This window comes from Desulfoluna sp. CLI2B (assembly GCF_056847375.1).
Map to the genome: position 1 here is coordinate 5,361,498 of NZ_CP186557.1, position 14,333 is coordinate 5,375,830.

Genomic DNA, 14,333 nt, shown 5'->3' on the forward strand with positions numbered 1-14,333 from the left:
TTTGTTCCTAAGTGATCGTCAAATAACAGGTCGGCATGCGTACCGCCCCGGGCCTATGGCAGCAGGCGAACCGGGACGATGGCGTCCCGGTAGAGCCCCTCGGTGTCGCGGTTGATGCGGATGAGCCCGTGGGCATGGACCATGGTGTGGATCAGACCGGATTTGCCGGGCAGGGGTTCGGCCCGGTAGCCGTCGCCCTCGGCGACAAGGCGGGTGCGGACGAAATCGGTGCGTCCCTGGGCCGAGGCGATGTTGCGGGTCAGGCGAGCCGGCACCACAGGCCGTGCCTTGAAAGACGCACCGGCCGCGGCCAGCAAAAAGGGGCGCACCACCACCTCAAAGACCACCATGGCCGAAGCCACGTGGCCGGGCAGGCCCCACACCGGCTTATCGCCGATACGGGCCAGGATCGTGGGCTTTCCCGGGCTGATGGCAATGCCGTGCACCAGCACCCGGCTCTCCGTCGCCTTTTCCATGGCCGCCAGGGTGCGGTCCCGCATGCCCACGGAGCTGCCCCCGGAGATAAGAACCATGTCGCAGGAGGCCAGGGCCTTTTCAAGGAGGGGCTCCAGCTCCCCTTCGCCGTCGCCGGCGATGCCGAAGGAGAGGGGCTCGCCCCCGGCCTCTGTCACCATGGCCGAAAGGGTGTGGGTGTTGATGTCCCGGATCTGCCCCCGGACAGGGGGTTGCCCCACGGGAATCACCTCGTCCCCGGTGGAGACGATGCCCACCCGGGGCTTTTTCCGCACGGCCACTGTGGTGCAGCCCGCAGCGGCCAGCAGCCCGGCTTCCGCCGGTCCCACCAGGGTGCCGGGGGCCAGAATCCCGCGGCCCTTCTCAAAGTCTTCCCCCCGGGTAATGACGTGATGCCCGGGGGCCACGCTCCGGTAAACCTCGATGGTGGCCTCGTCCACGCGATCGGTGTGTTCCACCATCACCACGGCATCGGCCCCGTCGGGGAGCATGCCCCCCGTGGAGATGGCTGCCGCCTCCCCCTGGCCCAGGACGAAACCGGGCTCTTCGCCCATGGCCACGGTGCCGGCCAGGCGAAGCCAGGCCGGAGAGCCGTCGGACGCGCCAAAGGTATCGGCCCCCTTGACGGCGTATCCGTCCGGACATGAGGCCTGGTCAAAACCGGGGATGTCCACATCCGATGCGATCTCCCCGGCAAGGGTGCGGCCCAGGGCCGCCTCAAGGGGGACCTCTTCGGCGCCTGTCACGGGAAAACTCCCGACGCGGGCGATCACATCATCCAAATCTGAAACGTTGAAAAATCCTGTCATGAAGCGGTGATTCCATGGTTGTGTGGGGTGGGCGATGGGGGTGCGTGCCCGGCATGCCCGGGCAGTCTCTCCTGCGGCAGGGCATGAGTGACGCGGACATCGTTTCCCTACGTGATACCATACCCCTTACCGGAGTTCAAATCAGAGATTTGTAACAGAGCAAAAGGCCTTGCTATGGTTGGAAAAATTGGGTAAGGGATGGCCTTGGCACCGATAAATCCCCCTTACCCCAACCCTATTATGGAGGGTGTTTGTGAAACGGACTCTTTTCCTTTTGTGTCTCCTGCTCATCCCCGTCTCCGCCTTTTCGGAGACAAAAACGACCCCGGCCCCTGATGCCGCAACCCTTATTCAACGCGTGGCCAGCCGCCTGGGCGCCGAGGGCTTTTCCGCCCGGTTTTTCCAGGAATCGCCCTTGAAGGCCATCGGCATCGTGGAGACCGCCGAAGGACAGGTCTGGTTCCGCAAACCCAACCGCGTGCGCTGGGAGTACGAAACCCCGGACCGCCTCCACTACGTCACCGACGGCAAGACCCTCTGGGTCCACAGCCTCGACGATGCCCAGGTGTGGACCGGTTCGGCCGAGGCCTTCTTCGGCCAGAACGGCGGCGCCCGTTTCCTGGCCGATGTGGAAACCGTCACCGAGCGCTTCACCCCTGCCCCCCCCACCCGGGAAAAGGAGAGCTTCCGCCTGGAACTGACCCCCAAGCAGGAGAGCGACCCCCTGGGCCGGGTGGTGCTCTTCATCCATGCCGGTACCTACGATATCACCCGGGTGGTCTCCACCACAAAAACCGGGGAAGAGACCACCCTCACCTTCAGTCACCTTGTGCGAACCCTGCCGGAACTGTCCCGGTTCACCTTTGAGATCCCCGAAGGGGCCGTGGTTTCGCCCCTGGAGTAATTCAGCCTCACGTGTCACGGCCCCGGCCGCCCAAGGACCCACAGCAAGGAGTACCCCAAGCAATGGAAGCAACCAAACAAACCATCCGAGCCCTGCTCAAAGAGAAAAACGCCATCCTCCTGGCCCACAACTACGTGCTGCCGGAGGTCCAGGATGTGGCCGATCTCTGCGGCGACTCCCTGGAACTCAGCATCAAGGCGGCCGCCACCGACGCAAAGGTCATCGTCTTCTGCGGGGTTCACTTCATGGCAGAGACCGCCTCAATCCTCTCCCCGGAGAAAACCGTGCTCCTGCCCGTGAAAGAGGCGGGATGCCCCATGGCCGACATGGTCACCCCCGAAGCCCTGGCCGCCCGCAAGGCCGAACTCCCCGGCGTGCCCGTGGTCACCTACGTCAACTCCTCGGCGGCGGTGAAGGCCATCTCCGACGTCTGCTGCACCAGCGCCAACGTGGTCAAGGTGGTGGCAAGCTTAAAGGAGAAAGAGGTCCTCATGACCCCGGACCGCAACCTGGCCCAGTACGCCGCCTCCCAGACCGACAAGACCGTCCACCTCTGGGAAGGGTACTGCCCCTTCCACAACACCCTAACGGCCAAGACCGCCCTGGCCGTCAAGGCCAAGCACCCCGACGCCGTCTTCATGGCCCACCCCGAGTGCCCCCCGGAGGTTCTCGAAGTGGCCGACGTGGTGACCTCCACCTCGGGCATGCTCACCTATGCCAGGCAGTCCCCTGCCACCACCTTCATCGTGGGCACCGAGGTGGGCATCCTCTACCCCCTGTCCCAGCAGAATCCGGAAAAGACCTTTATCCCGGCCTCCCTGGAGATGACCTGCGCCGACATGAAACGCATCCGCTTAAACGACATCGTCACCTGCCTTGAGACCCTCTCAGGAGAGGTGAAGGTCCCGGAGGAGATCCGCGTCCCGGCCCTCTCCGCCGTGGAGAAGATGATCGCCATGAAGTAGTCCCCCATGGGCCGGAAGGGCCTCCCCTTCCGGCCACGGGGCGGTACCCCGGCCAAAATCATTCGCCTACAAAGCATTATCCCGTCCCGTAAATACCCGCCCAAGCCCGCCCCCAACAGCCATCATCCCCTTTTGACAAGAAAATGAAAAAGGTTGATCATCGCAAGGGGATATGATTTCTCTTACACAGCATACAAAATAATTTGGGTGGGGATAGGGCCCCACGAACACAAAGGAGAGAGAAGACCAATGGCATTGTTTACGGTGGACCAGGCGTTGTGTAACGGAGACGGCATCTGCGCGGCAGAGTGCCCCATGATGATCATCCAGATGAAGGAGGGCACCCCCACCCCGGCCAAAGGGGCGGAGAAGATGTGCATCAACTGCGGCCACTGCGTGGCTGTCTGCCCCAAAGGGGCCCTCTCCCTTGCCACCTTGTCCCCTGAGGGCTGCCTTGCCGTGGAAAAGGACTTAAGCGCCTCCCCGGCCCAGGCCGAGCAGTTCCTGAGGAGCCGCCGCTCCATCCGCAACTACAAAAAGACCCCGGTGGACAAGGCCCTCATCGAAGACGCCATCCGCGTGGCGAGCCACGCCCCGTCCGGCCACAACTTCCAGCCCGTACGCTGGCAGGTGATCTACGACACCGACAAGGTCAAAGAGCTCTGCGGCCACGTCATCGACTGGATGAAGTGGATGATCAAAGAGCAGCCCGACACCGCCAAAAAACTCCACCTGGACCTTGTGGTGGCCGGCTGGGACTTCGGCATGGACACCATCAACCGAAACGCCCCCCACCTCATCCTCGTCAACGCCGACAAGCGCAACCCCACGGGCCAGGCCGCCTGCACCATCGCCATGAGCTACTTAGAGCTCATGCTCCCCTCCCTGGGGCTGGGGGGCTGCTGGAACGGGTTCTTCAACGCCGCGGCCATCTTCTGGCCCCCGCTGCAGAAGGCCCTGAACTTAGGTGAGACCACCGGCAACTACGGCGCCATGATGGTGGGCCACCCAAAATTTGCCTACCACCGCATGCCCCCCCGCAACACCCCGGAGGTGGCCTGGGTGTAACCCGGCAACACCGGCTTCCACGCTCAGGTTAGCCGGATAAAAGCGCCTCGGACAGTCAAAGCCCTCCCCCTCGTGCCTCAAGGTGAGGGCTTTGGCAAAGGCGACAAACCGTCTGCCCCCCGGCAGGGCCGTCGGAGTTTTTTTTGGGCCGAACAATGTAAGGAAAAGACCATGCATGAACTGCCGGTGATGAACAGCATCCTGAGGGTGGTGATGAAACACGCAGCCCTGAACCGGGTCACCAAGGTGGCGGCCATCGAACTCAAAGTGGGAAAACTCAGCGACCTGGAAGAAAAATGGATGCAGCACTACTTCGACTTTCTCACCAAGGGCACCCTGGCCGAAGGGGCCAAACTGGAGATCGAGTGGGGGGACGTGGTGATGCGCTGCAGCGGATGCGCCCGGGAGTTTTCCACGGAGCCCGCCCTCGACACCTTCGGCGTCTGCCCCCACTGCGGCAATAAGGGAGGCGAGATCCTCTCTGGCAAAGAGTATTATGTCAAAAACATGGTGGCCCAGTAAGGACGCCAGAAAAAAAGACACAAAGGAAAAAACCATGGGCGACAACGTCAGGCTCATCGAAGTCAAAGAAAACGTTCTGGACGACAACGACAAGGTGGCCAAAGAGCTCAGGGCCCGCCTGAAACAGGAAAAAACCTTTCTGGTGAACCTCATGGCCTCCCCCGGGGCGGGAAAGACCAGCACGGTGATCCAGACCGTCCGCCGCCTGGGCGAAGCACTCTCCATCGGCGTGCTGGAGGCGGACATCGACTCCATGGTGGATGCGGAAAAGGTGGCTGAAACCGGCGTCACCGCCGTTCAGATGCGCACCGGCGGCTTCTGCCACCTGGACGCCACCATGGTTACAGACGGCCTCTCGGCCATCGGCTCGGAAAACTTCGACCTCATCATTCTGGAAAACGTGGGCAACCTCGTCTGCCCGGCCGAATTCGACACCGGCTCTGCCGTCAACGTCATGGTCCTGTCGGTGCCTGAAGGGGACGACAAGCCCCTGAAATACCCCCTGATGTTCTCGGTGTGCGATGTGGTCCTCATCAACAAAATCGACACCTGCGAGCTCTTCGACTTCGACCGCACGCGCTTTGAAGAAGGGGTGCGCAAGGTCAACCCGAACTGCACCCTGTTTGACATCTCCTGCCGCACCGGCGAGGGCCTGGACGCCTGGGCGGACTGGCTTAAAGAGCAGGTCAAAACCCACAACAACTGACCCGGCAAGCCCTTCCCCTCCCTCAGTTATCGCGGGAGGGGAAGGGCCAACGTATTTAAAAATCAAGTTGCCTCCGGCGGGTCGCTTTTTGAAAAAAGCTCCGCAAAAACTCTCCGGTAATTAAAAAAGAAGAGGGGCTATGCCCTGTAGGGACGAATCCTCAAAAAACAAAACCTGTTTGTCAAACTTTTCAAACGTTTTCCCCCCGGCAGGGCCGCCGGAAGCAAAACTCTAAATGCGTTGACCCTGGCGGGAGGGTGAATCGGGCTTGCATTTTTTTTTCGCATGATATAACAATGTTCACAGTTGATACTATCGATCCGAATGGACGCAACCGTTCCATCGCCCCCCCACAGACCGACAATCGATAGACGAACGGACATCCCGGAGAGCCCATGATCCCGACCCTGTGCCGGCCCACTGCCGCCCCCCCACCTACCCGCTCCACCTCGGCTGCGTTGCGCCTTGCCCTGGGTGGCCCCGGGCCTGGGTGCGGGCCCGTCGACGCCATGGCCCCGCTCTCCATCATCTACCACGGATCCAGTCCCTCCTGTGACAACCGCACTGAGCGCTGCCCCTTCCCCGCCGTCCCCGGTGACCGTTACGCAGCCTCCCTCTGTTTTCAAGGGGCCCCCACCTGGTATACGCCCCGACCCGTCGATTTAAGATCCGGAGCAGCAGCACACTGAGACCTGGGAGGGGGCGAAGGCGCGCGCCCCCTCCCGGACACCTCAGCCATCCCATTGTCATTCCAAACGAAACGGTGTAGGAAAGAGACACCCTGCCACGGCTTCCGGTGGCCCCGGAACCCGTCGGAGGGCATTGTCGGACCAATGGGCCTTCCCCCATAAAAGGTGGGCCAATGGAGAATTACGGCCGCCGCTGCGGTGGTGAGCCCCCCTCTTTTCCGATACGCCAGGAACACCTCAACGCGAAACAAGGGAGTCGACCATGGAAACCATCAGAAAATCAGCACGAGAAAAGATGAAGGGATACTGCAGGGTCTGTCCGGTGTGCAACGGCAAGGCCTGTGCCGGAGAAGTACCGGGCATGGGCGGGCTGGGCACGGGCTCGGCCTTCCACGCCAACCTCGAAGCCCTGGACTCGGTACGGTTCAACATGAAACTCGTCCACGGCGTCAAGGCCCCCATTACCCATACCGAATTCTTGGGACTCTCCCTGTCCATGCCCCTTCTGGCCGCGCCCATCGGCGGGGTCTCCTTTAACATGGGCGGAGGCGACGTCACCGAAGGGGCCTACATCGACGCCATCGTGGAAGGGTGCAAGGCCAAGGGGCTCATCGGCTGCACCGGTGACGGGGTGCCGGAGATCATCCACGCCTCGGGCAACGCCGCCATCGAAAAGGCCGGGGGCCACGGCATCCCCTTTATCAAGCCCTGGGAAGAAAAAGAGTTCTTCGACAAGCTGGAGAAAGCCGAAGCAACCGGCGCCACCGTGTTCGGCGTGGACATCGACGCCGCCGGCCTGGTCACCCTGGCCAAGATGGGCCGCCCGGTCACCCCCATGACCGTGGCCGACCTCGAACAGGTGATGAAGGCCACCTCCATGAAGTTCATCCTCAAAGGGGTGATGACCGTCCATGACGCCCTCTGCGCCAAAGAGGCCGGGGCCGAAGCCATCGTGGTCTCCAACCACGGCGGCCGGGTGCTGGACTCCGCCCGGCAAGATGGTTTCCCGGAAATCGCCGAGGCCGTGGGCTCGGAGATGACCGTTTTGGTGGACGGCGGCATCCGAAGCGGAAGCGACATCCTGAAGATGCTGGCCCTGGGCGCCCACGGGGTGATGATCGGCCGCCCCTTCTCCATCGCCGCCGTGGGCGGGCTCCAGCAAGGGGTGGAAACCTACATCGACACCCTCCGGACCCAGCTCCTCCAGGCCATGATCCTCACCGGCACCGACAACGTGAACCGGGTGGAGTCGGGGATTCTCCGGTAAAAAGTGCAAAAAAAAACGCCCCTGGCGGACCTGCCGGGGGCCAAACATTTAAAACGTTTGATAAACAGGTCTTTTATCGTTTGGGTTGCGATCTTCAAAAAAACCGAGAAAGATCGACCGACACGGAGCGTGGCACTCCAGGGTGCAAGGGTGTTCGGGGGTGATGTAAATACGCGATGGCCCAAACGGATGATCAAGGTCGACGTTTATTTGAAAGGCAGATGTGCTTTTCCCCGAAGAATCCGCCTACGCCCATGGCTATGAGTCACCAGTCGATTAACGTCAATGGGCTACGGCGCCACAAGCGAGGGGCAAAGCGCACCTGCAATCTGCTTTCAAGGCGGCACACCTTGCCGCCGGAGGCTGTTTTTTTTTAAGAGCGTGACAAAACGTTATGGCATTGAAATTTACCGGGCCTTCCGCCCATCGAGACGACTACCGCCGCGTCCTTGACGTCAGCCTGCCCCTGGTGGCGGGCATGGCCTCCACCACGGTGATGGAGTTCACCGACCGGATCTTTGTGGGAAACCACTCCGTGGCCGAAGTGGCCGCCGCCACCCCGGCAGGCATCGCCTATTTTCTCCCCCTCTCCCTTTTTCTGGGCACCGTGGGTTACGTGAGCGTCTTTATCTCCCAGTACCGGGGGGCCGGAATGGAGGGACGCATCGGAAGCTGCCTCTGGCAGGGGCTCTGGCTCAGCCTCCTGGCAGCCATTGTGATGCTCGGCTACTCCTTTTGCGCCCGGCCCCTCTTCGACCTGGCGGGCCACGGGGAGACCATCGCCGCCTATGAGCGCATCTACTTCCGCACCCTCTGCCTGGGGGCTTTTTTCAGTCTGGCAAGCTCGGCCCTCTCCGGCTACTTCTCCGGCATGGGGCGCACCCGGCCCGTCATGGTGGTGAACATCATCGGCATGGTGGTGAACATTCCCCTGGATTATGCCCTGATCAACGGCATCGGTCCCTTTCCGGAGCTTGGCATCTTCGGGGCGGGCCTTGCCACGGTGAGCGCCTCGGCCCTCATCTTCTTTCTCTTTGCGGGGCTTGTCCTGGCCCGGGAGGGGGGCCAGGGCCTGGGCCTCACCCGCTGGGTGCCCGTGCCGTCCCTCATGAAAAAAGTCCTCCACTATGGGCTTCCCGGAGGGCTTCACCTCTTTCTGGATATCTTTGCCTTTACCTTCTTTGTCTTCCTGGTGGGCCGCCTGGGGGAGACAGCCCTTGCCGCCACCAACATCGCCTTGTCCATCAACTCCCTTGCCTTCATGCCCCTCTACGCCTTTTCAAGCGGCACCAGCGTGCTGGTGGGCAACCACCTCGGGGGCGGGGAACTCAAGAAGGCCGAGTCCGTTACCTTTGCCTCCCTGCACCTGGCCCTGGTCTATGTGCTGCCCTTGTGCGCCCTCTTTCTCTTTGCCCCCGAGCCCCTCATCAACCTCTTTGCCCCGGCCGGGGGAAGCCCCGAGGCCTTTGCCCCGGTGCGGGAGGCAGGGGTCGTCTGCCTCCGGTTCGTGGTGGTCTACCTCTTCTTCGACACCGTGGGCTTTGTGGCCTCCGGCGCCCTGTCCGGGGCCGGGGACACCCGCTACATCATGTGGGCCACCCTCATCTGCGCCTTCACCCTCATGATCCTTCCCGCAGGCACCGGCGTCCTCGCCCTGGGCCTTGGCCTCACCTTTGCCTGGTGCTGCCCCACCGTCTACATCGCCGGCCTCTGCCTGGCCACCGTGGCCCGCTACATCAACGGCCCCTGGCGCTCCATGCGGCTGGTGGAAGCGGATACGACACCAGCCACCAAGGACTGAGCCCTTGGAACCCAAGGTCGACATGTCGCACTCGCTGACAGGCGGCGGTACATGAGAGGCGTCACACCCTGCGCGAATGCCCCGATAGCGGTTGGATGATGGCTGCCACCATGCAGTCGCCACAGGGTTTCAAGGTGCCCCCACCTTGCCGCCGAAGGCCTGCTTTTTACATTTCCTTCCAGTCGATGCGGTAGAGGGTTCCGGCGTGATCATCGGAGACAAGGAGGCTGCCGTCCTCCATCACCTCAAGGTCCACGGGGCGGCCGAAGACCTCATCGCCACGGTGCCAGCCTGTGGCAAAGGGCTCGTAGGAGACGGGGGTGTTGCCGGAAAGGCGGACAAGGGAGATGCGGTACCCGATCTTTTCCGAGCGGTTCCAGGAGCCGTGCTCGCAGATAAAGATTTGGTTGCGATATTCGGAGGGAAACCGTGTGCCTGAATAAAAGCGCATCCCAAGGGAGGCCACGTGGGGTCCCAGGGGCTGGGCAGGCGGGTTGAGGGAGAGCCCGTCGGGCACGGTTTTAAAGCCCGGATCCGAAAGGTCGGCGCCATGGCGGTAGGGAAAGCCAAAGTGAAGACCGGGCTGCGGGGCATGGTTCAATTCGTCCGGCGGCAGGTCGTCGCCCAGGTGGTCCCGGCCGTTGTCGGTGAACCAGAGCTGCCCGGTGCCGGGGTGCCAGTCCAGGCCCACGGAGTTGCGCACCCCGCGGGCAAACACCCCCACTTTTCCCGTGGCAACATCTAAGGTGGTGATGGTTCCGAACAGGGTGCCGGAGGTGTCGCACACGTTGCAGGGAGCACCCACGGGCACGTAGAGCAACCCGTCCGGGCCAAAACGGATCACTTTGAGGCCGTGCCACCGCCTGTCCGGGTAGCGGGCCACCACCTCAGGCTTCGGCGGTGCATCAAGGCGATCCATGATCCTGGGGTAGCGCAGGATGCGGTGAATTTCTCCCACAAAAAGGTCCCCGTCCCGAAAGGCCACCCCGTTAGGGCGGTTGAGGCCGGAGAGAAGCACCCGCACAGACTCAGCCTGTCCGTCTCCGTCGTCGTCACTCACCAGATAGACCCGGTCCCTCCGGGTCCCCACAAACCAGACCCCGGAAGGTCCCCGGGCCAGGGCCCTGGCATGGGGAACCTGGTCGGTGAACACCGAGATGTGAAACCCTTCCGGCAGGTCCATGGCAGGTGCCGCGCCCCCGGGTGACGAAAGCCCGAGCAGGGCAACGAGAATGATTCCAGCCAACCGTTTACGGGGAAAGCACCACAAGCCCCGCCTCCTTCCACCCCTCCACCCCGCCCTTGAGTGCTTTGGCATTGGGAAACCCTCCGGCAATCAATGTGGCCGCAAGACCTGCGGCGCTGTGTTCATCGGGTCAATTGCAATAAAACACCACCTCAGTGGCCCTGGGCATCATGGGCAGGCGCCTCTGGAACCGTTCCAGGGATATGGCCCCGTCCAGGTGCATCTGCCTGAACCTCTCCTCCGCCTCATAGGCACAAACCAGCCAGGCCGCCTTGCGGGCCAGCTTGCCCTGCATCTCCCAAGGGGTCACGCGGGGTATGTCCATCATGGTCCACCTTTTTGTCATCCATAGAAGGGGTTGAAGAACGCGGGTGCCCTGACAGCGCACCCGATGAAAAACCCCAAAACGGCTTTGGGACGCTACGCCGGACCGGCGGGAGGAGACGCAAAAAAAATCGCGGGACAATAAATGGGAGGACTCATGGAAAGGGTTTGGGTTCTATTTTACCATACCTTTTGCAAAACTCAACGATCCAGAGATGTTGAAAGCCTTTACCCCTCAAAGCTTTCGGCAGCCACATAGATCATTTCTATAAATCGATACGAAAACATCTATTCAAACAATTTGACATCTTCTCCCGGTTTCGACTTTCCTTCACCCCACCGAATACCCCCAACAATGACCAGTCACAGCCCGGGAGGCTCCCATGCACCGAAAAAAACGCGTGATGGTGGTGTGCCACTGCATCCTCAACGCCAACGCCAAAATCCATCCCCTGGCACGAACCGCAGGGATCTACCAGGAGGTCATCGCCCCCTGCCTTGAAAAGGGCGTGGGGCTGGTGCAGCTCCCCTGCCCCGAGCTCTCCTACCTCGGCATGAAGCGCTGGGGCATGACCAAAGAGCAGTACGACGTCCCGGCTTTCAGGGCCCACTGCCGCACCCTTCTGGCACCAGTGGTGGACCAGCTGAAACTCCTTACCGACGACGGCTGCACCATTGAAGGGGTGGTGGGCATGGACGGAAGCCCCAACTGCGGGGTGCGGAAAACCTGCACCGGCTACACAGGGGGCGAGATCGCAGGGAGCACCACCCTGCCCGAGCAGATGGCTAACCTCGCCATGGTCAAGGGCATGGGGGTCTTCTTTGAAGAGCTCTCCGCCCTGATGCAGGAAAACGGCCTCTGCGCCCCCTTTGACGCGGTGGATGAGAGCTGAAAAAAAGCGCCGCAAAAAACGTTCCCTACATACCAAAGCTTGTCGACGACTTTCGGCAGAGCCTTGAAAAACCGATTTTAAAACCTGTTTATCCAACTTTTCAAAAATTTGCCCCCCGGCAGGGCCGCCGGGGGCATCAAAAAGGAGAAGCCCATGAAACGAATCATATCTGCGCTTTTTGCGTCACTTTTTATCAGCGGCGTTGCCCTGGCATCCGACGGATCTTTGGAAAAGGTCCGGTCCCAGAAGGAAGTGGTGGTGGGTTTTTGCGCCCAGTACCCCCCTTTTGAGTCCAAGAACCCTGAAAACGGTAACTTTGAAGGGTTTGACGTGGACCTGGCCAGAGCCCTGGCCAAGGAGATGGGGGTGTCGGTGCGCTTTGTGGACGCTGAATGGCAGGGACTCCTGGGCGGCCTGGGCAAGGGGGATTTTGACATGCTCCTCACCTGCATGTCCAAGTCCGAGGCCCGCCACGCCAACGCCAACTTCAGCGACGTCTATTACCGCCTGGCAGACGTCATCGTGGTCAGCGCCAAAAACAAGGACATCAAAGGCCTTGCCGACCTCTCGGACAAAACCGTGGGGGTTCAGGTGGGCTCCGGCAGCGAGCAGCTGGCCGACGGCATGAAAGAGCGGTTCAAGAGCCTCAAACGCTACAACTACAACCCCGAGGCCTTTGCCGACTTAAAGTTCGGCCGCATCGACGCGGTGCTGGTGGGCATCACCTACGCCCTGCGCCAGAACAAGGTAGACCCCTCCTTTAAGGTGGTGGGCGCGCCCCTGACTGAAGCTGAGATCGTGGCCGTGATGAAAAAAGGCGCCGATGCCCTCACCGGTGAGGTCAACGCAGCCCTCGGCCGCCTGAAAGCAAGCGGCGAATACGCCGCCATCCATGACCGCTGGCTGGCCATGTAATCAAAAGCATGCCTTCTATGGTTAAAGTGGGTAAGAAAAGCCTGCCTCCGGCGGCGAGGTGAGCCACCTCGAAAGCTTATTGCCATTGCGCTTTGTCCCTCGTTCCTCGGACCAAAGCGCAATGGCCTTCGGATCGGGCTTCGCCCGACAGAAACGCTGAGGGTTTGTGCGGGCTGATTCACACGCTTTGAAGTCACACGATACGTTGTTGCCACGTGTCCATTATCGCAATCGTTACAGGAGTCACATACAATGGAAGGCTTTCAATTTGACGTGCTGCAGCGGGGCTGGCCCCTTCTCATGGACGGGCTCAAGGTAACCCTGGGCCTTTCGGCAGCCGCCTTTATCCTGGCCCTGGCCCTGGGCATCGGGGTGGGGGTCCTCCGCTCAGAGAGCCCCTTGTTCAGAAGGCTTCTCTCCCCGTATGTGGAGGTGTTCCGGGGCACGCCCCTTCTCATCCAGCTCTTTTTTATCTACTACGGCCTGCCGTCCGTCGGCCTCACCCTGTCCAGCACTGCGGCGGGGGTCCTGGGCCTGGGCCTCAACGGCGGGGCCTACATCTCTGAAATCATCCGGGGCGCCCTTTTTTCCGTGCCTTCCGGCCAAAAGGAAGCGGCCACGGCTCTGGGCCTTTCCCGCCTCCAGGCCCTGGGCTACGTGGTAATGCCCCAGGCCCTCCGAACGGCCACCCCCCCTTTGGTGAATGCCTTCTCAGCCACCCTCAAGGAGTCTTCCTGGCTTTGGCGCTGGCCATCACCGAACTCACCGGTTAGCCAGCTCATCTACACCCGCACCTTCCGTGCCTTTGAGGTCTACCTTGCCGTGGGCCTCCTCTACTTTGCACTCATCTACGCGGTTTCCCGCCTCTCCAGGCGCCTGGAACAACAAAAGGCGTTTTCCCCCGCAGCCTGATGCGGGAAGAGAAACGCCTTTTCTTTGAAGGACAAGACAACGCCTCCGGCGGCAAGGGGCTACAGCCCCAGAGTCGCACATGCTCGGCACAAGGCAGGAGACAGCTTAACCCCCTTGCCACCCTGCTCTTTAGCCCTTAGCCTTTTGCCTTTTGCCTTTCCCCTTTTGCCCTTTCCCCCTTTTACCCCCTCACCTTCCTGATCTTCTCGACTTGCATCCGTCGGCACACCATCATGTCGCTCTCCTTGAGGACAAAATCCGCGGTGGGGATCATGTGCATCTTCTCCGGCACGAACTCCTTGATGGCCACCACCTGCACCCCGAAGCGGTTGATGAGGTTGAGCTCTTTGAGGCTTTTTCCGATAAAGGGGGCGGGCACGGCCATCTGCACGATGCCGTGGCCCTCGATGAAGGGGAGGTAGTCCAGCATGTCCGGGGTGTGAAGCTTTTCGGCCATGGAGATGGCCAGGTCCTTTTCCGGGAAAAAGACCTCCCCCACACCGATCTTATGGAGAATTCGGGTATGGGGCTCGCTGATGGACTTGGCCATGAGGTTGGTGACCCCGAGCTCCTGAAGGTTCAACACCGTCAGGATGGAGTTGCTCAGGATCGAACCGATGCAGACAACCACCCGGTCCATCTCGGCAAGGCCCAGGCCGGCGATGGCCTCAGGGTCCGTGGTGTCGGCCACCAGGGCCCGGCTCACGTGCCCCTTGATCTTCTGGACCAGGCCCGCGTCCGCGTCGATGGCCAGGACTTCATGGCCCTTTTCGTAGAGGTGACAGGCCAGGTACCATCCGTGGTACCCCTTCAACGCCGATGACCGCAAACTGTTTCA

General features: G+C 61.5%; 15 protein-coding genes. 11 read left to right on the forward strand and 4 right to left on the reverse strand.

The annotated features are described in order from the left end of the window. Window positions 1–53 precede the first annotated feature (53 nt). Window positions 54–1,283: a molybdopterin molybdotransferase MoeA gene (locus ACOYW2_RS25015; protein ID WP_482768330.1), complete on the reverse strand. Its 1,230-nt coding sequence runs from the start codon at window positions 1,281–1,283 to the stop codon at window positions 54–56. A gap of 253 nt (window positions 1,284–1,536) precedes the next feature. Between ACOYW2_RS25015 and ACOYW2_RS25020 the strand changes: the two genes are divergently transcribed. From ACOYW2_RS25020 to ACOYW2_RS25055, 8 genes are all read left to right on the forward strand, one after another. Further along, a complete protein-coding gene (locus tag ACOYW2_RS25020) occupies window positions 1,537–2,187 on the forward strand; it encodes a LolA family protein (protein ID WP_482768331.1) in 651 nt (216 codons plus the stop codon). 62 nt (window positions 2,188–2,249) lie between these two features. Then, a complete protein-coding gene (gene nadA / locus ACOYW2_RS25025) occupies window positions 2,250–3,152 on the forward strand; it encodes a quinolinate synthase NadA (RefSeq protein WP_482768332.1) in 903 nt (300 codons plus the stop codon). A gap of 249 nt (window positions 3,153–3,401) precedes the next feature. Further along, on the forward strand, window positions 3,402–4,220 hold the full coding sequence (locus tag ACOYW2_RS25030; protein ID WP_180138091.1) for a nitroreductase family protein: 819 nt from the start codon (window positions 3,402–3,404) through the stop codon (window positions 4,218–4,220). 171 nt (window positions 4,221–4,391) lie between these two features. Next, complete coding sequence (gene hypA / locus ACOYW2_RS25035) at window positions 4,392–4,742, forward strand: hydrogenase maturation nickel metallochaperone HypA (RefSeq protein ID WP_482768333.1); 351 nt, start codon at window positions 4,392–4,394, stop codon at window positions 4,740–4,742. Window positions 4,743–4,776: 34 nt separating this feature from the next. After that, a complete protein-coding gene (gene hypB / locus ACOYW2_RS25040) occupies window positions 4,777–5,448 on the forward strand; it encodes a hydrogenase nickel incorporation protein HypB (RefSeq protein ID WP_482420446.1) in 672 nt (223 codons plus the stop codon). A gap of 395 nt (window positions 5,449–5,843) precedes the next feature. Next, window positions 5,844–6,137: a hypothetical protein gene (locus ACOYW2_RS25045; protein WP_482768334.1), complete on the forward strand. Its 294-nt coding sequence runs from the start codon at window positions 5,844–5,846 to the stop codon at window positions 6,135–6,137. A 262-nt stretch (window positions 6,138–6,399) separates the two neighbouring features. Continuing rightward, on the forward strand, window positions 6,400–7,404 hold the full coding sequence (locus ACOYW2_RS25050; RefSeq protein WP_482420448.1) for an alpha-hydroxy-acid oxidizing protein: 1,005 nt from the start codon (window positions 6,400–6,402) through the stop codon (window positions 7,402–7,404). Window positions 7,405–7,798: 394 nt separating this feature from the next. Next, window positions 7,799–9,205 carry an MATE family efflux transporter gene (locus tag ACOYW2_RS25055; protein ID WP_482768335.1) on the forward strand — a complete coding sequence of 469 codons (1,407 nt, stop codon included), beginning with the start codon at window positions 7,799–7,801 and terminating at the stop codon, window positions 9,203–9,205. Between the two features lie 166 nt (window positions 9,206–9,371). On the opposite strand, the gene ACOYW2_RS25060 is transcribed toward ACOYW2_RS25055, so the two are convergent. Continuing rightward, window positions 9,372–10,475, reverse strand: a complete 1,104-nt coding sequence (locus ACOYW2_RS25060) for a PQQ-dependent sugar dehydrogenase (protein ID WP_482768336.1) — start codon at window positions 10,473–10,475, stop codon at window positions 9,372–9,374. 106 nt (window positions 10,476–10,581) lie between these two features. Further along, window positions 10,582–10,779 carry a rhodanese-like domain-containing protein gene (locus ACOYW2_RS25065; protein WP_180138105.1) on the reverse strand — a complete coding sequence of 66 codons (198 nt, stop codon included), beginning with the start codon at window positions 10,777–10,779 and terminating at the stop codon, window positions 10,582–10,584. 379 nt (window positions 10,780–11,158) lie between these two features. Between ACOYW2_RS25065 and ACOYW2_RS25070 the strand changes: the two genes are divergently transcribed. The 3 genes from ACOYW2_RS25070 (at window position 11,159) to ACOYW2_RS25080 (ending at window position 13,495) form a co-directional block, all read left to right on the forward strand. Then, entirely contained in the window at window positions 11,159–11,668 is a 510-nt protein-coding gene (locus ACOYW2_RS25070; protein WP_482768337.1) for a CD3072 family TudS-related putative desulfidase, read from the forward strand. 153 nt (window positions 11,669–11,821) lie between these two features. Beyond that, on the forward strand, window positions 11,822–12,583 hold the full coding sequence (locus ACOYW2_RS25075; RefSeq protein WP_482768338.1) for an ABC transporter substrate-binding protein: 762 nt from the start codon (window positions 11,822–11,824) through the stop codon (window positions 12,581–12,583). Window positions 12,584–12,835: 252 nt separating this feature from the next. Next, window positions 12,836–13,495, forward strand: a complete 660-nt coding sequence (locus ACOYW2_RS25080) for an amino acid ABC transporter permease (protein WP_482768339.1) — start codon at window positions 12,836–12,838, stop codon at window positions 13,493–13,495. 181 nt (window positions 13,496–13,676) lie between these two features. On the opposite strand, the gene ACOYW2_RS25085 is transcribed toward ACOYW2_RS25080, so the two are convergent. After that, entirely contained in the window at window positions 13,677–14,324 is a 648-nt protein-coding gene (locus ACOYW2_RS25085) for a potassium channel family protein (RefSeq protein ID WP_482768340.1), read from the reverse strand. Window positions 14,325–14,333 lie beyond the last annotated feature (9 nt).

Excerpts from the sequence above, each read along its gene's own strand:
- ACOYW2_RS25065 (WP_180138105.1), bottom strand. The coding sequence starts at position 10,779 with ATGATGGACATACCCCGCGTGACCCCTTGGGAGATGCAGGGCAAGCTG.
- ACOYW2_RS25030 (WP_180138091.1), top strand. The coding sequence starts at position 3,402 with ATGGCATTGTTTACGGTGGACCAGGCGTTGTGTAACGGAGACGGCATC.
- nadA (WP_482768332.1), top strand. The coding sequence starts at position 2,250 with ATGGAAGCAACCAAACAAACCATCCGAGCCCTGCTCAAAGAGAAAAAC.
- ACOYW2_RS25045 (WP_482768334.1), top strand. The coding sequence starts at position 5,844 with ATGATCCCGACCCTGTGCCGGCCCACTGCCGCCCCCCCACCTACCCGC.
- ACOYW2_RS25050 (WP_482420448.1), top strand. The coding sequence starts at position 6,400 with ATGGAAACCATCAGAAAATCAGCACGAGAAAAGATGAAGGGATACTGC.
- ACOYW2_RS25075 (WP_482768338.1), top strand. The coding sequence starts at position 11,822 with ATGAAACGAATCATATCTGCGCTTTTTGCGTCACTTTTTATCAGCGGC.
- ACOYW2_RS25080 (WP_482768339.1), top strand. The coding sequence starts at position 12,836 with ATGGAAGGCTTTCAATTTGACGTGCTGCAGCGGGGCTGGCCCCTTCTC.
- ACOYW2_RS25070 (WP_482768337.1), top strand. The coding sequence starts at position 11,159 with ATGCACCGAAAAAAACGCGTGATGGTGGTGTGCCACTGCATCCTCAAC.
- hypB (WP_482420446.1), top strand. The coding sequence starts at position 4,777 with ATGGGCGACAACGTCAGGCTCATCGAAGTCAAAGAAAACGTTCTGGAC.
- ACOYW2_RS25015 (WP_482768330.1), bottom strand. The coding sequence starts at position 1,283 with ATGACAGGATTTTTCAACGTTTCAGATTTGGATGATGTGATCGCCCGC.
- ACOYW2_RS25055 (WP_482768335.1), top strand. The coding sequence starts at position 7,799 with ATGGCATTGAAATTTACCGGGCCTTCCGCCCATCGAGACGACTACCGC.
- hypA (WP_482768333.1), top strand. The coding sequence starts at position 4,392 with ATGCATGAACTGCCGGTGATGAACAGCATCCTGAGGGTGGTGATGAAA.